Below are 24801 nucleotides of genomic sequence, written 5' to 3'. Positions count from 1 at the left end.
GTTACTAATCTATACTAATCGAGCTTTATAGTTTCAATTTAACAGATATTGATTACTTGCCAAATAGCTCCTCTTCTTCTGAAGCATTTCTTATTGTTTCTATTATTCCGGACTTTCCTCTTGAATATCTATTTTTAATAGCTCGTTAATTTTACTGATAGGTAAGCCAGTCATTGTAGCGATTTCCTTAACAGCCCTTCCTTTTCTCATTAACATTCTTATTAATTTAGCTTCTCCTCTAGCTTCTCCTATTTGTTCCCAGTGTTGTGCCAAACTACCCATAAGCCTTGTACCTGTTTCCTGATTTAACTTACTTGTTAATAGCTTTTCTAATTCTAGTTTATCCTCTTTATTTATTCTTGTCAACGTATAGTATAGTAGCAGCTCTATATAGTTATAACCAATATTTACCTTGACTAGTTCAGGTAACATATAGGCTATTTCTTGCCATCTTCTAAGTAGATCGCGTTCTCTTATATGTTTCGCAAAAAACTCAAATATCCCAGACCACACCCTTTGCTTTAACTGTTCATCAGGAATATCATTAACATTAACTATTTGATAATCATTTGTCCAAATTTCTTTAGCTAGTAGGTTATCTTCAAAAAGTTCCCACAAATTACGAGAGGCATTATAGTCCCCTGCACCATTAAAAAATATGAGGGGGTATATTAATGGCAAAGACTTTGCCTTAGGGTTTAAAGTTAAATATCTATCACAGATATTTAACTTATATCGTAGCAAACGGAATGCCATAAAATGATCAGCCGAACTTTGGTGTTCAACTAGGAGAAACAGATAACCATCCTTACCATCAAACTTAGCAGAAAATAACACGTCAGAGATAGAATCTCTTAGATTCTGCTCTACAAAACTGGTATTTTCAAATTTTAAACTAGGAAAATCTATCAGAGCTTTAATATGTTTAGGCAAATGAGCGTTTAAGAATTCATGTGCTACTAGTGGATTTTCCATTGCTTTGCGAAAGATTTGGTCATGCTTCGAACGTTTAGTAGTCATTTTACCTACCTAATTTTAGAGAGTTCCTTAATGTGTTTTGACATAAAAACTTTTAACAGGCAACAGTTTTTTCGTTTTGTTATATAGTTTTTGAGTAATAAATATTTGCTAAATTAAGTTGAAAAACAACTTAACTTATATTAGTGAAAATATGATGTAAAAATAGTACAAAACTTGATGTAAATTGTGATTTTTTATGATATAATAACTCCCCTACAATACAGATACTACAGGGGATTATATGGGAAAAATACGAAAAATTATTGTCGAATTTAACAGATCACAAGATATCGATAATCTTAGAAAAATCATGCAAAATGTTTACAGAAGTAATAGTGATCATTTACCGGATATCGCTAAATTTCACTTAGGCGATAAGATTTTTATACCAAATCAAGTAGAAAAAGCAGAGCTGCACATAGTAACTGCGAGCGGCACTAAAATTATAGAATTTCCTAAAGCATCACTAAGCTTTTATTTGGGTACTGGGCATCCTTTCACTAAAATATCCATGAATTCTAAGGATGAAGGTAATTATATCGTCCTGCCTTGGAATTTAGGCAACCGAGTTGGTAGAGATAATCTGAAGAATCTAATAAACAGAATTACTTATATTTGAATATAGGATGAATGATAAGCTACTTGCTCCATATTTAAAAAATACCACGATAGATAAAAGACTAACAGAGCTATATAGGCAACAGAAACAACTATAGTTGGAAATGCATGAGAGTTTGTAATAATAACAAATTGGTTAATATTTTTCTATCTTTTTTGCATTTTGCAGGAACTCTTATTTAGACTCAGTAGAAATCATTAAATAGATAGTGATTTGCTATAAGATGGAGAATTGAAATTTTTCATGAAATTTTAAAATCTAGATTTATGGTTGAACAATGTAGACTTGGAACAGGAGAAAGATTAACAAAATACTTGACAGTCATGAACATAATTGCTTGGAGAATTTTTTTATTACTTTATAATATGGGTTGCTAAATTATGCGGGTATTTAGCAAGAAAAAATGATCTAGAACCTGATCCTATTGTATTGTAGAGAGGATGACAATTCTTATTTGACCTAGTTCAAGGGTATCAATTAGCTAACTCTAATATTTGTGGGTAATAGTAAGCTAATTAGATGCCGTGACGATCTTTATGAGGTGGGAGAGTAATACTGCATAAAGATTGTCACAGCAGCGATTTTTTAGCCTCTTTGCTAATAGACGTTTGTTGCTAATTTTTAATTCCTATGCCTATGAGCTATGGTTAAGACCTTTTCAGTTTTAAGTGGTTAATAGTTTAGTTAATAACTAAAGGTAACTTTTATGAGTGAAGATAATAAATTAAAACAAGCACAAGATTTAGTTAAAAGCTATAGTTTCAGTTTTACGCATCCAACAGAAGTATCTAGGGAATTGCAAAAATTCGCTGATGCCAAGTCTCTTGCAGAGCAAGATAAGATTTTTGAAAAAATAACTAACTATGGATCTGTTTTCAAGGACAAAGACACCTTACGTACAGCACTAGACCAGCTATTTGACAAACAGCAGGAGATGGCAGTAAATAAGGTAACTACTGTAACAAAAGAGCAAACAGAAATTAATCGTAATAACCCAAATAACTCCTTAGAACAAGCAAGGCAATTAGTACAAGAATATTCTATATGTATGGAGGATGAGAATAAAAATCATTAGATGGTGCGTTAGAGATGTTTGCTAGTACTAGTTATGGTCCTAAAGAAATGTATGTTTTAACACTATATGTAAACTAGGAAATGTCCCTAGTGACGAATCACATTTACTACGTGCAAAATTAGACCAATTATTTAGCAAACAGCAGGATGTTACAGTAAATTTGGATACAACTCAACCTAAGGTTGCTATGCCCACAGCAGAACCCAAGTCTACAGCCTCGGTAGCTTTAAATCCACAATTACCAACTCCTACGTTGCAACATGGAGTGGCTAGTATAGCTAAAGATGTTAAGTCATTTATTAGCCCCCCCAATGCTGTAACTCAACGAGATCCTAATAATAAAACTGTTAAACCGGTAGTTGATGTTCTTCATGCGTTAAATGATAACAACGACTTGCCTGAAATAATGGGGGAAGAGAAGGCTAAAGAATTTCAAGCAATAACTAAATTAATGACAGAACATTGTCAAAAAGGTAATATACAAGGTGTCCAACAAGGATGTGTACGATTAAATAAATTATGTGCAGATCAACCAAACATACAAAATACTTCAACGGGTCGAAATCTTCTCAAAGTAATCTCTTCAGCTGCTTTAGTTATTGCAGCTGTTATTGCATGTAAATTTAACTCTGTTAGTGCCAGAGTACAAAAATTTAAAGAGAGTGTGCGAAATCTAGTTAAGTCTGACCATAAGTTCTCTGAAAGTTTATCAAAGACTCGGGGGCTTGATACTAATAACCATTCTGTTAATAGAATGCAGAACGTAGGTTCAGGTCGATGATAATATATATACTCAATTAACCTGAAGAGTTGGCAAAATGATTAAAAGTTATAGTCTGAAATTGGTCAGTTATAAGAGTAAGCAAATTACCTTTGTATTTATCAATATTAGCAAAAAATCTATCTATAGCTTCTGAGAATTGAGCAAAATTATGGTAAAATTTATTATTTGTTACAATTCTATGCATAAATTTCCATAATCGTTCAATCGGATTAAGATTAGGGCTATAGGGAGGTAAAAATACTAATTCTATTTTGCTATTTACTAGATACTCCTTTACTTTCTTTGACTTATAATACCCAGCATTATCACAAATCAAATATATCTTCTCTTTATTAGGATTTTCTGCTTCTAATTTTTGTAAAAAATTGATTATATAATCACCGCTTACTTTAGGATTATCTGTGCTAACTAATTGCAAATCAGATAAATTAATTGCTCCTATTAAATGCTTCCTTTTCCAGCCACTAAATGTTGGTAAAGTTTTATTTTGATTCTTTCTGATCCAACCATAACGGGCTTTTGTTTGATACTGAGGATGAACGCTATCCATAAAATATATAGCTTCTTCACTTAACAGCAATGCTTCTGCTATTTCTCCATAGCTCCAACCTTTATCATACAGCAAAACTGCCTTAATTCGGTCACATACTCTCCTATCTCGTTCATTACCATGACGTGACTTCAGTGCCGTTCTTTGTTCAGATGTTAAAATATTTCCCATTATCATATTCTAGCTTCTTTCTTCTCTTCCTTCAACTCTTCATTTACGAGCAGTATACTTGCTTTGTTATAAGGAAAAATGCACTCTTGAAGCGGCTAACGCGGGTGCATTTTAACTTTTTTCATCATTCAATATGTGATTTTAATAATTAAAATCACATATTGAATGGAGTATTATATTTTAACAATCAGGTGGGCAGCCACTTCAAACCTGATTGTTTCTATATATAATACTGAATTCGATGTAACTTGTTACATCGAATTCAGGTTACCTACGATCCACAACTGTCGAAAATTCGAAGAGGCAGCGGTTTTAGGCAGGGCAGTTTAAAAGTTGTATGTGGTCAACGTCTATTAGCGAGAAGACCGTAGGTCGACGAAGCAATCCAAAAAATAACCAAAAATGGATTGCTTCGTCGGCTTATGCCTCCTTGCAATGACGCTAGGCTGTTTTTCCTATAACTTTTAAATCGCCATGGGGATTATACGTAAGGTAAGTGATTAAGAAAGTTCAATTTATCAAATGTACTTCTTAATGTGGGAATGTAAGATCTAATATTATTATAAATTTTATCCGCTAGCTGCTCATCATAAGTGTGAGAGGTAATATTTCTATCTAGCAGCATTTTTAACCACTCTTGTTCATGATCAATCAGATGTCCTTTAAATGCTTCTCTTAAAACATCTTTAGGATATTGCACTTTTACTCCTTTGCTTTCAAGAATTACCCTTAATAATTTCCAAAATAGTTCTATTGTAAACTCAAATCTTTGAATGCTAACATCTATGTTACTTCGATCTTCTAGCACGGGCTTAAATACAATATCTTCTAAAGATATTAAAGCTCTACTTAGCTTTGAAAAACCTAACTCTATTTTAGTATATTTTTTAGGATCTTTCATACAATTTCACCCCTTCTCGTATTATAGATAATTTTAAGTCTGATGAATCCTCTAATTCGTCAAGCCTTATACAATCTATTTTTAAGAGTGTATCAGCATTATCAACAATTTCTTGTAATTTCAACCAATCCTTAGTAGTAGCATTATGACATACTATAGCTAAATCAATATCTGCTCTATCCTGATTATCGTTCCTTGCCCTAGAACCAAATAACCAAACTTCCTCAACCACAATCTGTGATATTAAATCATTATAAAATTTATAATCCTGAACTTTCATTTATTAATTCCATACTTCTTGTTTTTTTATTATCTAGATTAATGAAATTAATCCAAAATTGAGGTTTTTACCCCCACACAACTACCCAATGTTAAAAAATAAGGTACATGATCAGAGGGCATAAGCCAATTCCTAGCTTCTGATAAGGAGCTAACAGATAGCATCTTATCTTGTAAGTTAGAACTAGTCCAAATATGATCTAATCTACGTCCCCGATTAGATTTTTGCCAGTCTATATTTCTATAACTCCACCAAGTATAACATTTTTCATTATACGGTATGAAATAGCGGCTACTATCGATAAAACCTAAGGAAGCCTGTAATTCCAACAGAGTTGAACGCTCTATGTCTGTATGGCTGACAACATTACGCAATTGACGGCTAGACCATACATCATGCTCATGAGGGGCAATATTTAGGTCTCCCGTTATGATAATCTTACTATCTTTACTCCGATTATTGGTTAACCATTCTTGTATTAATTTTACGTATGCCAATTTATGTTTAAATTTTTCATTAACATTCACATCAGCTATATCACCACCAGCCGGTACATAAAAATTATGGATCTCAATACCTAAAACTTCTACTGCTACATGCCTTTTATCACTATTATATAATTCAAGAATGAATTTATTGGTAAAAGGAAATTTTGATAAAATTGCTACTCCATTATAAGACTTCTCTCCTGAACAATATATATGCTGGTAACCCATATCATTAATAGCTTGGTAAGGAAATAGTTCATTAATTGTTTTAATCTCCTGCAGAGATATAATATCAGGCTGATGTTCATCAATTAGCTTTTTGAGCAAACTAAGTCGCAAGCGTACCGAATTAATATTCCAGGTTACTATTTTCATTTATTAAATCTCTCCAATATTTCCACTACAACATGCTTTAGAATTCTAAGAATTTTTGCCTCTGGGCTAAGATTCTTAGCCGCCCATTTCTTGATCCATGGTTCTATCAGCTGCCATACGTTAATTTCTGGATCAAGGTGTTGTCCTACTCCTTCTACTACTACTATAGTTTTCTGTAATAATAGCAATTGTGGTTGTACCTCCATACCAAAATCTTCGGTGATTTTAAATAATTGTGCAAGTAACCTACCTATGGAAATATTTTTAACGGCATATCCTATAATCGGTTCGCTTACTGCTCTACACGCCTGAGCAAAAAGATCAAGATCAGTATTCTGAGGAATATAACCAGCCCTAAGATGGACAAGTGCTACTAACTTATAGTTCCTACTTAAAAAACCAAATAGGCTTTCAGCAATTGCCATTCTGTCTTTATCAGATAACCTACCCATAATACCAAAATCTAGTAATACTATGCTACCATCCGACCTAACTAAAATATTGCCGGGGTGTAAATCTGCATGAAAGAAACCATCTCTATATACTTGGTTAAAAAATATTGTAGCAAATCTTTGGGCTATTTTAGTTAGATCTAAGCCCTGCTCTATAAGCTTATCTCGAGCATAAATTGATATTCCATCTACCCATTCTGTGGTTATTATATATTCATGAGTCAGTTGCCAATAAACTTTAGGAATATATATATCAACATCATTTTGCAGATTATCAGATAGTTCTGAAGCTGCTGCTGCTTCTAAACGTAGGTCAAGCTCAAATTTCATAGTAGTATTAAATACATCTATTACCGCTACTGGTCGCAATCTTTTAAATTTTATAAATATTTTTGCTACTAGTTTAGCAAGAATATATAAAAGTTTAATATCTTTATTATATGTATGATGAATTCTCGGACGTAATATTTTTACTGCAACGAATTCACCAGACTTCAACTTAGCTCTGTGTACTTGAGAAATCGAAGCTGCTGCAATTGGTATATCCTCAAAGACGGAGAATAACTCATCGGTACTTTGACCAAAAGACTCATCAATAATCTTTCGTGCTATACTACTACTAAAAGGTGGCAACTTATCTTGAAGAGACTGCAAATAATGGGCAATCTTAACTCCTATAAGATCCGGTCTTGTGGAAAGAGTTTGACCAAATTTTATATAAACAGGACCTAATTTTTTAAAACAATCGGTTAACCTTATACCAAAATCATCTTTTGGTGTTTTAAATAAACCAATTGGATAAAATACTATGGTTATCATCCAGCCAAGAATTTTTAACCTAGATGGTAATCTTATTGTACCAGGATAAGTCAGTATTTGCTGCTTGCTTACTATTCTTAATATATATAAAAAATTCAATAATAAGCTAATCATATATACTCAAATGATTTGAAGTTTTAAGCTACTTGCCTAAGCAGTAAAACATCTGCTAAACTCCTTGGGATTAAGTACTTAAAAAAACGTCGTATTACAATTTACTGTGCTTTAGTATTTATAAACTTGACGGCAAATTGTAGCCCCCTATCATCAATAGAATGCATAAGATTTGGTATCTTGTAATTACTATGATCAATATTATATTTCTGTAAATATTCTATTATCTCGTCCATGCTACTTACATCAACCACATCGTCTAATTCGCCATGTATTACGCAAACTGGCGTAGTTTTATTGATACATTCTAATGGGGCGATTAATTTACCAGAAAAGCCTACCACACAAGCAAAAGGCTCTTTTTGTACCAAATTTAAATATAGTCCCATCATAGTGCCTTGTGAAAAACCAATTATGATAGTATCTTTATTAGTTAAATTTAGTTCTGCTTGTTTTTTTTGAATTATCTTTGTAACTAAACCACTATTTTTAGCAACTAATTCCCCTATTACATGAGGAGTACGATCATTTAGACTAAACCATTGTCTACCATACGGTGCATTATCAAATTCTTCAACTCCATGCGGCGAAATAAAATGACAATCTAGCAATTCCTTAGATATAAAGGGAACTAAGCTTATTAAGTCATGCCCATCTGAACCAAGCCCATGTAACAACACAACAAGCTTTTTACATTGGCCATTCAAACTTTTTACTTCTGGGTAAGATAATATTTCATTTTTAATCATTTTTTTTAAGCTCTTAAAAAGTTTCCATAGGGGTAACACCCCGTTAACCTAGGCAATGTACACAAAATTAGTAAGATGTATACAACTTTTAGTCAAACGTCATTGCGAGAAGCCACTTTAGTGGCGACACTGCAATCCAAATTACTTATTATATTTTTTGTGGATTGCTTCGTTGCCACCAAAGTGCCTCCTCACAATGACGTATTTTTTAATAATTCTAAAAAACTTGATTATCGAGTAGAACCGCTTCAAACCTGATTGTTTCTATATACAATACTGAATTCGATGTAACTTGTTACATCGAATTCAGGTTATAACATATAAATAAGCTAGCACTAATAGTTATTATCTTAAATATCTACTAATTCTTGATAGGACACTTCTAAAACCTCATAAGATTTTGAACCTTTAGGAGTGGTTACTTCTACTATATCTCCGACCCCTTTACCGATGAGAGCCTTAGCAATTGGCGATACTATGGATACCCTCTTTTTGGTTATATCTGCTTCATACTCTCCAACAATATGATATATAACTATTTCCTCTGTTTCATCATCGATCAACTTAACTAATGCCCCAAATTTTATGGTATCACCGGAGAGTTTTGAGGTATCAATAATTTTAGCTCTTGCTATTTTATCTTCAAGATCCACAATGCGACCTTCAATAAAACTTTGTTTTTCCCGTGCTGCATGGTATTCTGCATTCTCAGATAAATCTCCAAAATCTCTAGCTGTTGCTATAGCTTCAATTACTTTTGGTCGTTCTATGTGTTTAAGATGTTTAATTTCTTTTTCTAAACTATCAAACCCTTTATGTGTAATAGGAAAATCTGCCATAATAATATGTCTTGTCTAAGTTAAGTTTTCTAGTATATTTGTTGTGTCAAACTTTGTCAAATAGGCCTTTTAGGTTATTATGCAAACTAAACTCTTTAATTTTGAAATACAACGTAAAACTTTCCACTTATACAGCTTGATTATACCACTTTTTTATTTATTTTCATCTAAATTAGTTGTTACTACACTATTATTTCTACTTATAATATGTGTATTATATATAGATATTACAAGGCATTATAATTTATATGTTAAGAAATTTACAGATAAATTTCTTGGAAAGTTTATGAGACCTGAAGAACAGAGTGGTTTATTCAGACTAAGTGGTAGCAGTTTTATGGTAGTTGGATTTTTCTTAACTGCTCTTTTATTTTCAAAAGGTTTAGCGATTTCATCTTGGCTTATATTGATAATAGCTGATTGTCTTGCTGCACTAGTGGGTACAAAAATAGGTACACCTCTAAAAAATGGCAAGTCATTGGAAGGTTCTATTGCCTTTCTAATTTCTGCAATTTTTATTAGCATATTAGTGTATTTTTTCATCGGCTATCACACTAGTTTTACTGTTATCATAATTAGTTCTATAGTTGCTACTATTAGTGAATTCTACTCAAAAGAGTTATCAATAAACGATAATTTATTAATACCTCTTAGCTACTGCTTCTCTACAATCATATTCACCTTTATTTTAAGTTTATGAGAATTCCATTAGAATTTTATGAACTTCTTAGAACTCGGATTAATTTATCAGATGTTGTTAGACAAAAAGTAGTCTTAACTAAGAAATCTGGAAATTACTTGGGACTATGTCCTTTCCATGTTGAAAAATCTCCATCATTCACTGTAAATGATGCCAAGAAGTTTTATTATTGCTTTGGCTGTGCTGTTCACGGGGATGTTATAAAGTTTGTTTCTAACTTTAGCGGTTTATCTTATAAGGAAGCAGCCATTAAACTTGCTAATGATTATGGCATTGAATTGCCTAAATTAACAGTAGCACAACAAAAACTCTATGAAGAATCGGATGAACTATTTGATATCTTAGAGATGGCTGAAAGATTTTTTACATCACAATTGTCACAAGAAGTATGTAGCTACTTACATGACCGCGGTATTAGTAAAGAAGCAATTAAGGAATTCTCCATTGGTTTTGCTCCTCCAGCTAAAGCATTACAGAAATTTTTTGAAAAAAAATCAATATCTTTGACAAAACTTCAAAAAGCAGGCTTAGTGGGCAAGCGAGATGATGGTACAATATATGAGATATTTTATAATCGGATAATCTTTCCGATTAAAAATGTTTATAATAAAGTAGTTGGTTTTGGAGGGCGAGTGCTTGGTGATGGGTTACCTAAATATTTAAATTCTCCGGAAACCATATTATTTCAAAAAAATGAAACATTATATGGGGAGAATAATGCAATTAGTGTTGCCTATAAAAAAAATCATTCAATCTTAGTTGAAGGGTACTTGGATGTTATTGCCTTGCACCAAGCTGGTTTTAAAGAAGCAATGGCAAGTCTTGGTACTTCGGTTACAGAGAATCACCTGCAAAAATTATGGCGTGCTGGAGATGAAATAGTACTCTGTTTAGATGGTGATATAGCAGGAATAAAAGCCACCCATCGGGTAATTAATCTAGTACTACCTCTGATAAATGGCAATAAGAAAATTTCCTTTGTGATGTTACCTAGCGGAAGTGACCCTGATGATATTATAAATAAAGATGGAGCGGGAAGTTTCACACAAATTTTTGATAAAAGAATTAATCTATCTGAAATGATTTGGCGTTCCGAATATGAAGGTAAGACTTTTTCAACTCCAGAAGACAAAGCTATTTTGGAAAGAAATCTTGGAGATTATTGTAAACAAATAAAGGATAAACTACTTAGCAATAATTATTATCGATATTTTAAAGATCAAATATGGCAAAATTTAATTAAACGGCAAAATAAAGTAACTATAACAAGTTCAAATATTACATCTACCACTCCTAACTATTCAGAAATCGAAATATTAGAACAAGCTGTTTGTATAATATTGGTTAAATTTCCTGAAATGACCAAAAAGCAAGAAATAAAGGATTTCTTGTTAACGTTAAATTTCCAAAATAAAATGCTTGAAGCTTTTCGTGATTGGTATTTTGCAGAAATTATTAGCAACGATATATTAGATCAGGAAAATATTATTGCTTTGGCAGAAAAAACTGGATTTTATGACACTTTTTCAGTATTGTCAAAATCCAATAATCTATTTCTAGATTTGTCATTTAATCAGGACGATATCGATTCTGACTTACTTTGGCAATGGTTGCATAAAAAACATCACCTAGTACTATTAAAACAAGAATATAGCTCAATTATTCAAAATGGCTCAGACGAAGAGCTAAAAAAAGCTATATTATATCGAGAAGAAATTTTGAAAATCTCCAAAGAGATTTATAATCTAAACGAATCTTTTACTAATTGACCCAAGGTTTATAAATTATGACAGAAGCAAAAGAGAAAATAGATGTAAAAAGTACTGCAGTTGATAACCTAGTTAAAACAGCTAAAGAAAAAGGCACTGCAGTCACTTATTATGATCTAAATAAAGTCATTCCAATGACTAATAATATATCAGTAAAAGATCTAGAAAAGGTAATATCAAAGTTTTCTGAGGCTGGAGTTGATATTATAGAAGGTGATGATGACGAGATCAAACTTGATATTAATGTAGATGATGAATTTAAACTGTCTAATAATGTTGATCGTGAGCCTGAAGACGAAAGTGAAGAAGAAAACTTAGGTACAACCGATGATCCAGTAAGGTTATATTTACGAGATATGGGAGGAGTTGGGCTTTTTTCTCGTGAGACTGAAATAGAAGTAGCCCAAGATATTGAAGAAGGCAAAGAGATAATGGTTAAGTCACTTTGTGAAAATCCAATATCGATGAAATTCTTTATAAAATGGTATGAAGATTTAGTTAATGAAAAAATACTACTCCGAGATTTGATTGATCTAGAAGCTAATATGGTTAACGGGGATGATAGTAATTCTGAAGAGAATCAAAATAATTATATAGAATCAGATCATGAAGAAGCTAGTAATTTATCAATAGCTACTATTGAGTTACAGTTATTACCTAGTGTTGTCAAGCGTATGGAAAGAGTTTCTAGACTTTCTGAAGAGTTGTTAATTGAAGCAAAAAAACATTACACACGTTATCCTCAACCTAAGGGATTGCATGATAACAAAAAATATGCCAAGAATCTACAATTACTAATTATTGAAATTTCTAGTATCCATTTTCACTCTAAAAGGACAGAAGAAATTCTTAATAGAATATATAGCCTAAATAGAGAATTAATAACTAAAGAAGGGAACTTCCTTAAATTAGCTGAAAAATATGGCATAAGTCGTCAGAACTTCCTAAATGAATATATGGGAGCAGTAATTGATGAAAACTGGAAAAGGCAAATGCAAAAAAACAAGCAATCTAATTGGAAGAATTTCCTTGCTAAAGAATCTGATGCTATTGATCAAATGATTAGTGAATTAAAAACCATGGAAATGACTATTGGTTTGCCAATTATTGAATTTAAAAAGTTAGTGCATACAATACAAAAGGGTGAAAGACAAGTCCTTAGGGCAAAAAAAGCTATGATAGAGGCTAATTTGCGTTTAGTTATCTCAATTGCTAAAAAATATGCAAATCGTGGATTACAGTTTTTAGATTTAATTCAGGAAGGAAATATTGGGTTAATGAAGGCTGTTGATAAATTTGACTATCGTAGGGGATATAAATTTTCCACTTATGCTACTTGGTGGATTAGGCAAGCTATTACTAGAGCTATAGCTGATCAAGCTAGAACCATACGTATTCCCGTGCATATGATTGAAACGATCAATAAAATTATTCGTACCTCTAGGCAAATGCTTAACGAGCTAGGTTATGAACCGACTCCGGCAGAAATTGCTGCTCGCCTTTCTATGCCAGTTGATAAAGTACGAAAAGTAATGAAAATAGCTAAAGAACCAATTAGCTTAGAAAATCCAATAGGCGATGATGATGGTAGTTATCTTGGAGACTTTATTGAAGACAAAAATGCTATATTACCGCTTGACGCAGCAATTCAATCGAACTTACGAGAGGTCACAACTAGAGTTTTAGCAACTCTTACTCCTCGTGAAGAAAGAGTTCTAAGAATGAGATTTGGTATAGGAATGAGTACCGATCATACACTAGAAGAAGTTGGACAACAATTCAACGTTACTAGGGAACGTATTAGGCAAATAGAGTCCAAAGCACTACGCAAATTGAAGCATCCGACTAGATCTAAAAAACTTAGTAGTTTTCGGGGTGGTTCTAGAAAGCAAAACAATTCTTCAGAATCTGCTTTTGGAGGCTGATTTTCTATAGGTTTTATTTTATGTGAATGTTGCAAATCGAATAATATATTCTATGCAATTCTCTCGTACGTGTAGTTGTTGTTGGTTGTGAAAGAAATACCGGTTAAAAAAATATGTAGTTAAATTAAAAGCTTGTTTTTTATCATTATTAGTAATTTGGCTATTAGTGGAGGTTAAGAATTGTGGTAAGATTAGAAGCCTGTCTTGATATGGTAATCCCTCTGATAAGCATACAGCTCTTCCAGATTTTGGCGAGACGTAAGATAGATTTTCCCTAGTACCTGTTACTGCACATTTATGCAAATCAAGACCATAACCTGATTCTTGAAGTATGGCTAATTCAAATTTAATATATTCCTCAAAAATAAAATTATTTGCTAGACTACTTAAATATTTTACAAAAATTGGAAAAAATTTATTGTGATTTTCTCTTTCATGAAATGCCATCTTAATAAGGCTAATAATTGAATTAAAAGCGTAAAGCTTAATTTTATTAGTTATTAAAAGACCAGCGTAAGATTTTATTAATTCGCATTTAGCCATTCCTAGATGCTCGTGTAATCTAGCTTGCCAAAAAAAATCAACAATATTACCTTGTTGATTTACAGAACCAAATTTTTTAGATGTTTCTCGTATTACACCGGAATATAAGCCATGATTCTCAGTAAAAACTGTAATAATAGCCGTATTTTCTTTTAGTGGTTTTTTGGCAATTATTATACCTATATCTTTAAAATTCATATTTAAACTTGTTTCAATCTCATATATCTATATGAGAGCGGATCATTTTCCCAAAGCTCACGTACTTTCACAAAAAGGAAAAGGTGAATTTTACAATCAAAAGCTAGCTGCATCTCTATTCTTGCCTTAGATCCTATTTCTTTAATTTTACAACCATTGTTTCCTAAAATAATAGTCTTATAAGAATTCTTTGAAACCACTATGACCTGATGAATTTTAATAGACTTATCATTATTCTCCTGCCACATTTCAGTTTGAACAGTTAAATTATAAGGTAATTCTTGGTGAAGATTCAAGAATAATTGTTCCCTAGTTATCTCAGCAGCTAAAAATCGCATAGGCAAATTAGTAACATCATCCTCTTCATACAACCAAGGCGATTCTTTAGCTTGGCTTTGTATATAATTGAGTAATTTATTGATATTTTTACCGGATAAAACGGACGTCTTCAATATATAATTATCTATGAACTGAGATTTTAGAGTATTTTCTATTTCTTCTAGATATTCAGAAGGGCTATCAATCTTGTTTAACAAAAAGATTAAATTTATTTTAAGAGTTTGCAACTTTTTAAGTATTTGTAACGTAAATTGATCAATAGGTTTCGTACTATCTATTATTAATAAAACTAAATCTACGCCATGTAAACTTGACCATGCACACCGTACCATTGCTTTTTCCAGCTGTTTCTTTGGCTCGAATATACCTGGCGTATCTAATATTATCAGCTGCGTATCTTTTATGGTAACTATTCCAGTTATAATGGAGCGAGTCGTTTGAACTTTATTCGTTACTATGGAGATTTTTTGTCCAATAAGTTTGTTTAATAATGATGATTTACCAGCATTTGGTTTGCCGATTATACATAAAGATATTGTCTTCTGAGGCATACAATTCACCAGCTCAAAATAACCTGAATTTGATATATAGAGGGAACATCGAAACCATTAAATCAATGTCTTACGTCGAACTCAGATTAAAATAGTTCATTAATTTACGAGCAGCAACTTTTTCTGCTTCTTTAACTGAATGACCAGTACCAGTTTGTTGGTAGGCTTCCATTTTTACTAATACAGTGAAGATAGATGCATGTGGTGATCCTTCTCTTTTTATCACTTCATACACGGGTCTTTCAATTCCCTTTTTTTGTGCTAATTCCTGAAGAGTAGTTTTAGGGTCATAATCAGCTAAATCAGTAATAGATATAAACTCATACCACAAATTATATACTATTTTTTGGGTCGTATCAATGTTACTATCAAGATAAATGGCAGCAATTAATGCTTCCATAGTATTCTCAATATTATTAGGATTTTGCCTTCCCCCTAATACTTCCTCGCCATGGGTCATAATAATATAGTCTGACAAATTGATTTTTGCAGCTACTTTGCAAAGTGATTCTTTACAGACTAGATATGCTCTAATTTTTGCTAATTTCCCCTCATCATAAGTAGAGAAATTTTTAAATAAAATTTCAGTAATGATAAAATTAATTATTGCATCACCAAGTAATTCTAAACGTTCATAGTTTTTTTGAATTCCATGCTTTAGTACATGTTGCTTAAGAGAAGGATGACTTAACGCTTCAAGTAAAAGAGCTTTATTATTAAAATTATATCCTATATCTTGTTCAAGCTTTTCCGGAGCAGAAAGAGCTGATTCTTTACTTGTTATCATTTTGTATTTTATCTGTATAAAGGGACGTAAATATTCTGTTAAATCTAATAGATGCCAGCCAAGTACCAACACGGAGTATTTGATTAATTATCCCAATATCACTTTGCCATAATTCTTCTTTTGTAGAAAAAATAATAAATTGTCCTTTGGCAATAAAGTTTTTAAACGGTACAAATCCTAGATCTATCCTACTATCATTCGATTCATCTCTGTTATCTCCAAGAAAGAAATACTTACCTTCAGGTACATAAAAGATTTCCGTATTACCATATTTGTTTACTAATGAATGATTATTTTGTTTTAATTTATAAGAAAAATAACTTACACTATTAGGTAATATTTCCTTATATTTTATATAATTTTTCCCTTCTTCACTTGTATATGTACCAATTTCAGTGCGTTCTATGGCTTTATCATTTATATACACTACATCATTGATTAATTGTACTTTATCTCCAGGTAGCCCAATTAGTCTTTTTATAAATCGAATATCCATATTATTTGGTGGGCGAAAAACTATTATATCTCCTCTTTGTGGCTGTGACGCCCATATTCTCCCATTAAAAATATTGGGACTAAAAGGAAAAGAATAATTACTATATCCATAAGAATATTTTGTTGAAAAAATATAATCATTCTCTAGCACTGTTGCTTTCATTGAACCTGTTGGCACAAAAAAAAGTTCCATGACAAAAAATCTTATCATCAGTGCCAAAAATATTGTAAAGATAAAAGATGTATATTCTTTAATTTGTGTTTTTTTGTTGGTAACCGCAGTTGTTGTTTGCATAATTATTATTTAATAACGAACTAAATTCAGCCTACAATACCTTATTACTATGTTTAAATCCAGCAATTTTTGAATCGCCCCTAGTTCATGTATGGATCTACCCTATAATGCAAGAAAAAAAATAACGTCAATAGCAAAAAAGCAAATGCATCCATGTATCCGGGCTTATAGCAAAGTGAATTAATATTTTCAATAATACAGATAAAATTTACTCTACAACCCTGATGGAATTCGCTGGCTTACAAACTATACTTATCAACTCGTCGCCTTCAAAGAGCCATTGGATAAATCAGTTTTTTTGTAAGCTAAGGTTGTCTTATTTACCATCATTATCATTTTCTTTCGCATATTCTAGGTTGGAATCTCTTAATATTCTGTTTACCTCTACAATGTTATTTCATTACATCAGTTGGTTAGTTAACCTGAGTTCGATATAAGTGTAGAAGGATTATATAAAGATATAAGGGTTGCAGTGTAGTGGGAAGTGAATTAAAATTACTAATTTTAACTGACAATTAAAGAGGTAACTATGTTGGCTTCCCTAGAGGAAATATTCTGTTCAATTGATGATTTTTGTAAGTATTTTGATAAAAATAATCAAAATTATTTTTTAGCAAATTCAGTCAAGAAAAGAAATAAGCCCTGTAGCATGAGTTTAAGGCAAGAGCATAATAAAAAAGTATTAGGGGAATTGCACAGTTGCCAATATAATTAGATTTACGCTAATAATTTATACAAGGATCAATGACTATTTTTTTGACAATCATTATTGTTCTAATGATAGGATGTGCCGCACTGCTTTCAGCTACTGAAACGGCCATCACCGCGTCTTCTCCGGGGAAAATACAAAAGTTTAAGGCAAAAGCTATTAAACGTAACACTGTATTACAAGTTCTCAAGAATAAAGAAAAAGTAATTGGCACATTATTGATTGGTAATACTCTGCTTAATACTGTTTGCACTACCATTGCTACCAGTATATTTATCGATTGGCTAGGTGATAGTGGCACTGTCGTAGCTTCAGCAGTGATGGCTTTCGTGATAATTGTTTTCGGCGAGATAATACCTAAAGCTATTGCTGTAGCAAAAGCAGAACAGTTAGCATTATTCACTTCTCCAGCAATTATATTTTTCCTAAAGCTTTTGAAACCAATTAATTCTATTTTTGAAGTTATAGTTAAGCTGTTCTGTTTTATTTTCCGTATTAATCTACAACAAAATATCTCGGGGGCAGAAGAAGTCAGAGGAGTTATTGAACATTATCATCAAGAAGGTAATGTTTATAAATCTGACCGTGACATGTTAGGGGGTATATTAGATATTAGGAAAATGACAGTATCTGAAATTATGATACATAGAAGTAACATAGTAGCCATTAATGTAGATTTGCCTAAAGAGGAGATAGTGAGGCGAGCATTATTATCTAGCCCCCATACAAGAATACCATTATGGAAGGACACTCAGGACAACATAATTGGCGTACTTCACATGAGAGATCTACTCCGGGCTCTTTATGAAAAGAATAACGATGCAAAAAAAATTAATATCAAAGAATTAGTAAATCAGCCTTGGTTTATACCTGATAATGCTTTGGTAACTCATCAACTTCATGCTTTTAGAGAAAGAAAGAGCCATTTTGCCTGTGTTGTTGACGAATATGGTGATCTACAAGGTATTATTACTCTAGAAGATATTCTAGAAGAGATTGTTGGTCCTATTATCGATGAGCATGATTATCCTATTAACACAATTGTAAAAAAATCTGATGAGGAGTTTATTATTGATGGATCTGTAACCATAAGAGATGTAAATAGAGAATTAAATTGGAGTCTACCTGATGATGACGCAAATACCATAGCTGGCTTAATTATCCATAAACTTGAGCGTATTCCCAATCAAGGAGAATCTATCAAGATATTTAATTTAAGTATCACTATTAACAAAAAAATAGGTAACAGACTTGATAGCATAAAAGTCATTATTCTACCAAATAAAGAATCTGAAAGTGATAAGTAGTCTTGGCAATTATTTACAAATATCTGCAATTTTATTCAGCATACTAACAGTTGTTAGTTCTTTATATTTATATCGTTCTGCTACTTTTTTTTTCTACCTTAGTTTCCTGTCAACATTATTATCTTTCTTGCTATTAGTATATGGATTTATCATATCGGATTTTTCTATACAGAATGTTTTTTTTAATTCTAGTACATTAAAGCCTCTAGGATTTAAGATTGCTGCTAGTTGGGCGAGTCATGAGGGGTCTATCCTATTATGGCTATGTTTATTGCAAACTATAGCTGTTATTTATATTGCACTATTCAATAGCCGTCCAATTCAAGTCTATCACATAATTATACTAGCACTAATACAAATCTTGTTCGGTAGTTTCATTTATTTTACCTCTAACCCATTTGACAGCCTATCCTTCCGTCCCGCCCAGGGACTCGGCTTAAACCCCATGCTGCAAGATATTGCCCTAATAATACATCCCCCTATATTATATTTAGGCTATGTCTGTTACGTCGTACCTTTCACATCTGCTTGCGTAATCTCGCTTACGTCTAGTTTAGACTTTGTTAATCTCAGAGCAATTAAAATATTTACCAATTTAGGAATGCTATTTTCAACCTTAGGAATAGCACTAGGATCATGGTGGGCTTATAGAGAGCTTGGCTGGGGTGGTTTTTGGTTTTTTGATCCAGTAGAAAATATTTCCCTACTACCATGGCTGTCGGCTATCGTTCTACATCACTCAATCTTGGTAACGATAAAATCTAGACGAATGACAAACTGGAGCATAACCCTATCAATTATCACTTTTTTACTAGTAGTATTTAGTACGTTTTTGGTACGTTCAGGGCTAATCACCTCAATCCATTCTTTTGCCTCATCACCTGAGCGAGCAATCTACATGTTGGTAATATTTGCTATTATTGCTATATCAAGCTTAGTGTTACTGTTAGTAAAAGGACAAAATATCACTCAACCTGATTCTACAGGATTAGACAAGCATAAATTTAAGTACAAACTTATTATTTGGGGTAGTATATTTTTCTTAACAGCCCTAGTAATATTACTATGTGCCACCATTTACCCAGTAGTTTATTCTTTATTATACCAAGAATCTATTACCATTAGTGAAAGATTTTTTATCAATAATTTTATAATCTTCATTATTCCAACAGTTCTACTAGTTGGCATTGCTTATAATACTAGAAAAAAACAGCTACTAATTTTAGCTAGTTCTTTTGCAATAACTGTTATTAGCTCATACCAAATTCAGTATGGTTTTATTTCAGAATGTGCCGTGACATTTTCTCTTTTTCTAATAATACAAAATTGTTATTATATATTAGCAAAAAGCAATTTTTTTAGAACCAAACTAAAAGCTAATATTGCTATGATCTTAGGGCATTTAGGCTTTGGCTTACTTGTTTTAACTATTACTCTTAATTCATTATTACAAAGTGAAGTAGATTTTATAGGAAAAGTTGGAGACAAGGTAACAGCCGGTGGGTTTGAAGTTACCTTAAAAGATATGAGAGTATCCTCAGCCCAAAATTATTATCGGCAAATTGCTGAATTTTGGATTGAGGATCAACAAAATAATATCACCATCTTAAAGCCTGAGAATAGATTATATATAATAGAAAAACAACTATCCCAAGAAAGTAATATATATTCTTATTTAACTTATGATCTTTACGCGGTTCTAAGTAAAATTGATGATGATGTAATTCACGCAAAAATATATTACAAACCAATGATGAGTTTTATTTGGATATCTATTATGCTTATGGCTGGAGGATTCTTAATCGGATTATTGAAAAAATGACAGTTTTTTCTTAATAGACTTCTTGCAGAATTCGCTTTTGCTAAGAAATTTTTAGGAGAAACGAAGCCGAACACCGCAACGTACATGGACGTAAGAGAGGAGTACAGGCAAGTTTCGACGACAAAATTACCAGCAGAAGTAGAGTTTTGAAAAAGGTCTAATGACTAATATTACCAACACTCATTGATAGGCTGGCTGAAACGAATTTCTCTAAATCTCCGTCAAGTATCCCCTTAGTATCAGAAGTTTCATGGTTGGTACGTAAATCCTTAACCATCTGATAAGGTTGTAATACATAAGATCTTATCTGATGTCCCCAACCATTTTCAGTCTTGGATGCATTTTGTTCATTAATATCATCGGTACGTTTTTTTAACTCCGACTCATAAAGCCTTGCTTTAAGCATTTTCATAGCTTGTGCTTTATTTTTATGCTGCGATCTATCATTTTGGCACTGGGTTACGATATTAGTCGGTAAGTGGGTAATCCTTACTGCAGAATCGGTAGTGTTTACATGTTGCCCCCCAGCCCCGGAAGACCTATAAGTATCAATTCTAAGATCTTTTTCATCTATTGTAATGGAAATATCATCGTCAATTTCTGGATATACCCAACTGCTAGCAAAACTAGTCATCCTTTTACCTGCGGCATTAAAAGGTGATATCCTAACTAGCCTATGCACACCAGATTCTGTTCTAAACCAACCATATGCTTGGTAGCCATTAATTTTGATAGTACATGATTTTATTCCAGCTTCTTCGCCATTAATAAGATGAATAATTTCGCTTTTAAAACCCAGCCTTTCTGCGAAGCGTAAATACATACGCATCATAATTGATGCCCAGTCGTGGCTTTCTGTTCCTCCAGCTCCGGCGTTGATTTCTAGAAAGCAATTATTACTGTCAAATTCTCCAGAAAATAAACATTCAGTCTCAAATTTTCCGGCAATAATAGATAGTTTCCCTAAATCTTCTTGAACTTGCTGCAAAACTTGTTGATCATTTTCAGTAAATGCCAAATCCTCAAGTTCTAAACATTCCGTAAAATTAGACTGAAGTTGTTTAAACGAGTTAAGCTTGATATCTAGAAGTCTTTTTTCTTTTAGAATACTCGAGGCCTTCTCTTGATTATTCCACAGATCCGGATCTTCTGATATATTTTCTAGCTCTAGAAGCCTTTTACTTGCGTTATCGAAATCAAAGCGACCTCCTGAGCAGCTCTAAAGACTGTTCGATTTTTTTTACATAATGTTCAATTTCAGCACGCATTATTAATTTTCCTACTATAAAATGGAATTTTATTATATAAAGATAAAACTTCTTTCTAATTTTAACATTATACCAAATATACCATGAATAATCAAAACTTTATCAGAAATTTTTCAATCATTGCTCATATTGATCATGGTAAGTCTACTCTAGCAGATAGATTAATTGAATATTGTGGGGGGTTGGCAGCTCGGGAAATGAGTCATCAGGTACTTGACTCAATGGACATAGAAAAAGAACGTGGTATCACTATCAAAGCACAGACTGTTAGATTAACTTACAAAGCAAGAAATGGTAATACCTACTATCTAAACCTAATGGATACTCCTGGTCATGTGGATTTCTCTTATGAGGTGAGTAGATCGTTAGCTGCTTGTGAAGGTTCTTTGTTAGTAGTGGATAGTAGCCAAGGTGTTGAGGCACAAACTCTAGCAAATGTTTATCAAGCGATCGATAATAATCATGAAATTATTCCAGTCCTAAATAAAATTGATCTACCAGCTGCTGATCCTGATAAAGTTAAGCAACAGATAGAGGACGTAATTGGCATAGATGCAAGCGATGCATTATTGATTTCTGCAAAAAGTGGTATAGGAATAGAGGAGGTACTGGAAGCAATTGTTAATAGGCTGCCATGTCCAAAAACTAATCAAACAGATATTCTAAAGGCATTATTGGTTGATAGCTGGTACGATTCTTACCTAGGGGTAGTAATTTTAGTTAGAGTTATCGATGGAGTTTTACGCAAGAATATGCGTATTAAAATGATGGCTACCAATTCTACTTATAATGTTGACAATGTTGGATATTTTACTCCTAGAAAACATATATCAGATATTTTATACCCAGGAGAAATAGGCTTCTTTACTGCTTCAATAAAACAAGTTGCTGATTGTAAAGTTGGGGACACAATAACTGACGAGAAAAGACCTTGTCAGGAATCTCTGCCTGGTTTTAAGCCGCATTTACCGGTAGTGTTTTGTGGTTTATATCCTTCAGATGCTTCGCAATTTGAGCATTTAAAAGATTCTTTAGCTAAATTAAAACTTAACGATGCTAGCTTTGAATTTGAAGCAGAGAGTTCAACAGCCTTAGGTTTTGGCTTTCGCTGTGGGTTTTTAGGGTTACTACATCTTGAAATAGTACAAGAAAGATTGGAACGCGAATTTGACCTTGATATGATCACCACCGCTCCTAGTGTGATTTATAAGATTAATATGCGTGATGGAAATCAATTAGAAATACATAATCCAGCTGATTTGCCACCTGTGCAAAATATCGACTCAATGTTAGAGCCTTGGGTTAAGGCAACAATATTAGTACCAGATGAGTTTTTAGGTAATGTGTTATCTTTATGTACCGATAAAAGAGGGGTGCAGATTGAATTAACTTATGTAGCCGGTAGAGCTATGGTAATTTACCGATTACCGTTAAATGAGATAGTATTTGATTTTTATGATAAGTTAAAAAGTTATACAAAAGGCTATGCTAGCTTTGATTGGGAAATAGATGTTTATCAGGAAAGTGATTTAGTAAAATTATCTATTTTGGTTAATAGTGAGCCAGTTGATGCTTTATCTACTATAGTCCATCGTTCAAGATCAGAATATCGGGGGCGGGAGTTGTGTAAACGTCTTAGCGATTTAATTCCAAGGCAATTATTTCAAATTGCTATTCAAGCTGCTATTGGTAGTAGAATAATTGCTAGAGAAACTGTCAAAGCAATGCGTAAAGATGTCTTATCTAAATGCTACGGCGGTGATATAACTCGTAAGCGTAAATTACTGGAAAAACAAAAAGCTGGCAAAAAACGTATGCGTAATATTGGTAATGTTGAGATACCTCAATCTGCTTTTATAGCTGCTCTTAAAATAGGAGATGAGTGATATCACGCGACTTATCTTCGAGATGGATAGGATCAAAATTGTGCCATAAAACGAGGTTAGTATGCGGTGTATGGGATAGAAAATTAAATTTTCTTTACTGACTACATTTTATCATTTTGCAGATTTTGTCATTTGGGGCATTGTTAGATCAAATAAATTGAATAAATGTTGCTGAATAGACGTTAATTTTGATAATCTTGCTACTTTACAACCTTTGATAGTGTAATATAAAAAACATATTTTCCCAACTCTCTTAATGCTTCCTCAATGGTCACATTATATTTACCATCCTTAGTTACTCCACGACCCTGTTTCAACTTATTTTTCATGTAGTGCCATATTTTTAATGCCAACATACAGACAAATACATGTCCCTTTGTTCTATTAGACCTTATATCTTAAAAAAATCGGCCTTACTTCGAGTAATCCCGTCTTTATACTGCTAAAATTCGATTCTACTTCATGTAAATTATGGTAAGCTTTATCAACCAATTCTTTACTCATCAGTTTAATTTCAATCTGTGTTTCAATCGCATAACAACCATCAAGAGCAAATAACTCTTTTTTCTTATCTTGATCAATTTCAACCACTATTTGGCTGCCGTTTAATTTTAGGTTGATAAATTTATCTATCCGCCATTCTTCAGCAATTTTTTGAATATTATTTAAACCAGTTTTTGGCTTTGCTTTCTTATGCGTTGATACATATATATTACGTTCTTCCACCTTGCTAACTAGTTTTTTAACTCGGTTATTCCTATCAAACTCAACTTTTCGGGCTATAGAACCATTTTTTCTTAAAATATATCTTTTACCATTACTAGTTATTTCACATAGCTGTTCTTCAAAAAAACTATATTGCAAAACTCCGCTTTTCTCTAAGCTTTCAATCTCAACTTTACTTAAGGTTGTAATATAATTTGAGTTCGATATAAGTGTAGAAGGATTATATAAAGATATAAGGGTTGCAG

At 32.5% G+C, this 24801-nt stretch carries 24 protein-coding genes and 1 pseudogene; 10 read left to right on the top strand and 15 right to left on the bottom strand.

The features are described 5' to 3' along the window. Positions 1 to 102 precede the first annotated feature (102 nt). A complete protein-coding gene (locus AAHM80_RS04920) occupies positions 103 to 1020 on the bottom strand; it encodes an Rpn family recombination-promoting nuclease/putative transposase (RefSeq protein ID WP_342259454.1) in 918 nt (305 codons plus the stop codon). Positions 1021 to 1261: 241 nt separating this feature from the next. Between AAHM80_RS04920 and AAHM80_RS04915 the strand changes: the two genes are divergently transcribed. The 4 genes and pseudogenes from AAHM80_RS04915 to AAHM80_RS04900 all read left to right on the top strand — a co-directional run bounded on the left by AAHM80_RS04915 (position 1262) and on the right by AAHM80_RS04900 (position 3495). Further along, positions 1262 to 1639, top strand: a complete 378-nt coding sequence (locus AAHM80_RS04915; RefSeq protein WP_342259453.1) for a hypothetical protein — start codon at positions 1262 to 1264, stop codon at positions 1637 to 1639. Between the two features lie 212 nt (positions 1640 to 1851). Then, positions 1852 to 2083: pseudogene (locus tag AAHM80_RS04910) on the top strand (IS4 family transposase); the annotation flags it as partial. Between the two features lie 262 nt (positions 2084 to 2345). Then, positions 2346 to 2714 carry a hypothetical protein gene (locus AAHM80_RS04905; protein WP_342259452.1) on the top strand — a complete coding sequence of 123 codons (369 nt, stop codon included), beginning with the start codon at positions 2346 to 2348 and terminating at the stop codon, positions 2712 to 2714. A gap of 187 nt (positions 2715 to 2901) precedes the next feature. Further along, positions 2902 to 3495: a hypothetical protein gene (locus tag AAHM80_RS04900; protein WP_342259451.1), complete on the top strand. Its 594-nt coding sequence runs from the start codon at positions 2902 to 2904 to the stop codon at positions 3493 to 3495. A gap of 16 nt (positions 3496 to 3511) precedes the next feature. Here AAHM80_RS04900 and AAHM80_RS04895 read toward each other — a convergent pair whose 3' ends face one another. The 7 genes from AAHM80_RS04895 to greA all read right to left on the bottom strand — a co-directional run bounded on the left by AAHM80_RS04895 (position 3512) and on the right by greA (position 9239). Further along, positions 3512 to 4219, bottom strand: coding sequence for an IS630 family transposase (locus tag AAHM80_RS04895; protein WP_342259450.1), 708 nt, complete (start codon positions 4217 to 4219; stop codon positions 3512 to 3514). 481 nt (positions 4220 to 4700) lie between these two features. After that, positions 4701 to 5120 carry an HI0074 family nucleotidyltransferase substrate-binding subunit gene (locus AAHM80_RS04890; protein ID WP_342259449.1) on the bottom strand — a complete coding sequence of 140 codons (420 nt, stop codon included), beginning with the start codon at positions 5118 to 5120 and terminating at the stop codon, positions 4701 to 4703. Further along, entirely contained in the window at positions 5107 to 5400 is a 294-nt protein-coding gene (locus tag AAHM80_RS04885; RefSeq protein WP_341747307.1) for a nucleotidyltransferase domain-containing protein, read from the bottom strand. Before AAHM80_RS04885 ends, AAHM80_RS04890 begins: the two co-directional genes overlap by 14 nt. 47 nt (positions 5401 to 5447) lie before the next feature. Further along, the gene (xth, locus tag AAHM80_RS04880; protein WP_342259448.1) at positions 5448 to 6263 is read right to left on the bottom strand and encodes an exodeoxyribonuclease III; all 816 of its coding nucleotides are present in this window, start codon (positions 6261 to 6263) and stop codon (positions 5448 to 5450) included. Beyond that, entirely contained in the window at positions 6260 to 7648 is a 1389-nt protein-coding gene (gene ubiB, locus AAHM80_RS04875; RefSeq protein WP_342259447.1) for a 2-polyprenylphenol 6-hydroxylase, read from the bottom strand. Before ubiB ends, xth begins: the two co-directional genes overlap by 4 nt. A gap of 101 nt (positions 7649 to 7749) precedes the next feature. Further along, a complete protein-coding gene (locus tag AAHM80_RS04870; RefSeq protein ID WP_341752166.1) occupies positions 7750 to 8397 on the bottom strand; it encodes a dienelactone hydrolase family protein in 648 nt (215 codons plus the stop codon). A 350-nt stretch (positions 8398 to 8747) separates the two neighbouring features. Further along, positions 8748 to 9239 carry a transcription elongation factor GreA gene (gene greA / locus AAHM80_RS04865; RefSeq protein ID WP_341752303.1) on the bottom strand — a complete coding sequence of 164 codons (492 nt, stop codon included), beginning with the start codon at positions 9237 to 9239 and terminating at the stop codon, positions 8748 to 8750. Positions 9240 to 9315: 76 nt separating this feature from the next. Between greA and AAHM80_RS04860 the strand changes: the two genes are divergently transcribed. From AAHM80_RS04860 to rpoD, 3 genes are read left to right on the top strand one after another with little or no spacing between them, the layout of a single operon-like run. Further along, complete coding sequence (locus AAHM80_RS04860) at positions 9316 to 9936, top strand: diacylglycerol/polyprenol kinase family protein (RefSeq protein WP_341752167.1); 621 nt, start codon at positions 9316 to 9318, stop codon at positions 9934 to 9936. Then, entirely contained in the window at positions 9933 to 11705 is a 1773-nt protein-coding gene (dnaG, locus tag AAHM80_RS04855; protein ID WP_342259446.1) for a DNA primase, read from the top strand. Before AAHM80_RS04860 ends, dnaG begins: the two co-directional genes overlap by 4 nt. Before the next feature lie 17 nt (positions 11706 to 11722). Next, complete coding sequence (rpoD, locus tag AAHM80_RS04850) at positions 11723 to 13630, top strand: RNA polymerase sigma factor RpoD (RefSeq protein ID WP_342259445.1); 1908 nt, start codon at positions 11723 to 11725, stop codon at positions 13628 to 13630. A gap of 18 nt (positions 13631 to 13648) precedes the next feature. Here rpoD and recO read toward each other — a convergent pair whose 3' ends face one another. The 4 genes from recO to lepB form a co-directional block, all read right to left on the bottom strand. Beyond that, complete coding sequence (gene recO, locus AAHM80_RS04845; protein WP_341747350.1) at positions 13649 to 14371, bottom strand: DNA repair protein RecO; 723 nt, start codon at positions 14369 to 14371, stop codon at positions 13649 to 13651. A 2-nt stretch (positions 14372 to 14373) separates the two neighbouring features. Then, the gene (era, locus tag AAHM80_RS04840; protein ID WP_342259444.1) at positions 14374 to 15261 is read right to left on the bottom strand and encodes a GTPase Era; all 888 of its coding nucleotides are present in this window, start codon (positions 15259 to 15261) and stop codon (positions 14374 to 14376) included. A gap of 70 nt (positions 15262 to 15331) precedes the next feature. Beyond that, entirely contained in the window at positions 15332 to 16048 is a 717-nt protein-coding gene (gene rnc / locus AAHM80_RS04835) for a ribonuclease III (protein WP_342259443.1), read from the bottom strand. Beyond that, positions 16035 to 16838, bottom strand: coding sequence for a signal peptidase I (lepB, locus tag AAHM80_RS04830; RefSeq protein ID WP_341747353.1), 804 nt, complete (start codon positions 16836 to 16838; stop codon positions 16035 to 16037). The genes rnc and lepB overlap by 14 nt, the downstream gene beginning before the upstream one ends. A gap of 744 nt (positions 16839 to 17582) precedes the next feature. On the opposite strand from lepB, the gene AAHM80_RS04825 reads away from it, so the two are divergent. Continuing rightward, the gene (locus tag AAHM80_RS04825; protein ID WP_341755124.1) at positions 17583 to 18854 is read left to right on the top strand and encodes an HlyC/CorC family transporter; all 1272 of its coding nucleotides are present in this window, start codon (positions 17583 to 17585) and stop codon (positions 18852 to 18854) included. After that, a complete protein-coding gene (locus AAHM80_RS04820; RefSeq protein ID WP_410521524.1) occupies positions 18847 to 20676 on the top strand; it encodes a heme lyase CcmF/NrfE family subunit in 1830 nt (609 codons plus the stop codon). The genes AAHM80_RS04825 and AAHM80_RS04820 overlap by 8 nt, the downstream gene beginning before the upstream one ends. Positions 20677 to 20833: 157 nt before the next feature. Here the strand turns inward: AAHM80_RS04820 and prfB are convergent. Then, positions 20834 to 21944 (bottom strand): peptide chain release factor 2 gene (gene prfB / locus AAHM80_RS04815; protein WP_342259442.1). Its coding sequence is split into 2 segments (ribosomal slippage): positions 20834 to 21874 and positions 21876 to 21944, totalling 1110 coding nucleotides; the frame shifts between segments, so codons are not numbered across the junction. Between the two features lie 83 nt (positions 21945 to 22027). On the opposite strand from prfB, the gene lepA reads away from it, so the two are divergent. Further along, on the top strand, positions 22028 to 23830 hold the full coding sequence (gene lepA / locus AAHM80_RS04810) for a translation elongation factor 4 (RefSeq protein WP_341747361.1): 1803 nt from the start codon (positions 22028 to 22030) through the stop codon (positions 23828 to 23830). A 200-nt stretch (positions 23831 to 24030) separates the two neighbouring features. Here the strand turns inward: lepA and AAHM80_RS04805 are convergent, their stop codons facing one another. Next, positions 24031 to 24186 carry a hypothetical protein gene (locus AAHM80_RS04805; protein ID WP_342259441.1) on the bottom strand — a complete coding sequence of 52 codons (156 nt, stop codon included), beginning with the start codon at positions 24184 to 24186 and terminating at the stop codon, positions 24031 to 24033. 28 nt (positions 24187 to 24214) lie between these two features. Continuing rightward, the gene (locus AAHM80_RS04800; protein ID WP_342259440.1) at positions 24215 to 24694 is read right to left on the bottom strand and encodes a hypothetical protein; all 480 of its coding nucleotides are present in this window, start codon (positions 24692 to 24694) and stop codon (positions 24215 to 24217) included. Positions 24695 to 24801: the final 107 nt, after the last annotated feature.

It is taken from the genome of Candidatus Tisiphia endosymbiont of Metellina segmentata, assembly GCF_964030715.1.
In the GTDB taxonomy this organism is placed as follows: Bacteria; Pseudomonadota; Alphaproteobacteria; order Rickettsiales; family Rickettsiaceae; genus Tisiphia.
This window is presented reverse-complemented; position numbering and strand designations above follow the sequence as displayed.

Excerpts from the sequence above, each read along its gene's own strand:
- lepA (WP_341747361.1), top strand. The coding sequence starts at position 22,028 with ATGAATAATCAAAACTTTATCAGAAATTTTTCAATCATTGCTCATATT.
- AAHM80_RS04890 (WP_342259449.1), bottom strand. The coding sequence starts at position 5,120 with ATGAAAGATCCTAAAAAATATACTAAAATAGAGTTAGGTTTTTCAAAG.
- AAHM80_RS04870 (WP_341752166.1), bottom strand. The coding sequence starts at position 8,397 with ATGATTAAAAATGAAATATTATCTTACCCAGAAGTAAAAAGTTTGAAT.
- era (WP_342259444.1), bottom strand. The coding sequence starts at position 15,261 with ATGCCTCAGAAGACAATATCTTTATGTATAATCGGCAAACCAAATGCT.
- AAHM80_RS04860 (WP_341752167.1), top strand. The coding sequence starts at position 9,316 with ATGCAAACTAAACTCTTTAATTTTGAAATACAACGTAAAACTTTCCAC.
- AAHM80_RS04805 (WP_342259441.1), bottom strand. The coding sequence starts at position 24,186 with ATGTTGGCATTAAAAATATGGCACTACATGAAAAATAAGTTGAAACAG.
- AAHM80_RS04825 (WP_341755124.1), top strand. The coding sequence starts at position 17,583 with ATGACTATTTTTTTGACAATCATTATTGTTCTAATGATAGGATGTGCC.
- AAHM80_RS04895 (WP_342259450.1), bottom strand. The coding sequence starts at position 4,219 with ATGGGAAATATTTTAACATCTGAACAAAGAACGGCACTGAAGTCACGT.
- xth (WP_342259448.1), bottom strand. The coding sequence starts at position 6,263 with ATGAAAATAGTAACCTGGAATATTAATTCGGTACGCTTGCGACTTAGT.
- AAHM80_RS04885 (WP_341747307.1), bottom strand. The coding sequence starts at position 5,400 with ATGAAAGTTCAGGATTATAAATTTTATAATGATTTAATATCACAGATT.
- AAHM80_RS04915 (WP_342259453.1), top strand. The coding sequence starts at position 1,262 with ATGGGAAAAATACGAAAAATTATTGTCGAATTTAACAGATCACAAGAT.
- ubiB (WP_342259447.1), bottom strand. The coding sequence starts at position 7,648 with ATGATTAGCTTATTATTGAATTTTTTATATATATTAAGAATAGTAAGC.
- AAHM80_RS04920 (WP_342259454.1), bottom strand. The coding sequence starts at position 1,020 with ATGACTACTAAACGTTCGAAGCATGACCAAATCTTTCGCAAAGCAATG.
- AAHM80_RS04900 (WP_342259451.1), top strand. The coding sequence starts at position 2,902 with ATGCCCACAGCAGAACCCAAGTCTACAGCCTCGGTAGCTTTAAATCCA.
- lepB (WP_341747353.1), bottom strand. The coding sequence starts at position 16,838 with ATGCAAACAACAACTGCGGTTACCAACAAAAAAACACAAATTAAAGAA.
- rpoD (WP_342259445.1), top strand. The coding sequence starts at position 11,723 with ATGACAGAAGCAAAAGAGAAAATAGATGTAAAAAGTACTGCAGTTGAT.
- AAHM80_RS04905 (WP_342259452.1), top strand. The coding sequence starts at position 2,346 with ATGAGTGAAGATAATAAATTAAAACAAGCACAAGATTTAGTTAAAAGC.
- recO (WP_341747350.1), bottom strand. The coding sequence starts at position 14,371 with ATGAATTTTAAAGATATAGGTATAATAATTGCCAAAAAACCACTAAAA.
- dnaG (WP_342259446.1), top strand. The coding sequence starts at position 9,933 with ATGAGAATTCCATTAGAATTTTATGAACTTCTTAGAACTCGGATTAAT.
- rnc (WP_342259443.1), bottom strand. The coding sequence starts at position 16,048 with ATGATAACAAGTAAAGAATCAGCTCTTTCTGCTCCGGAAAAGCTTGAA.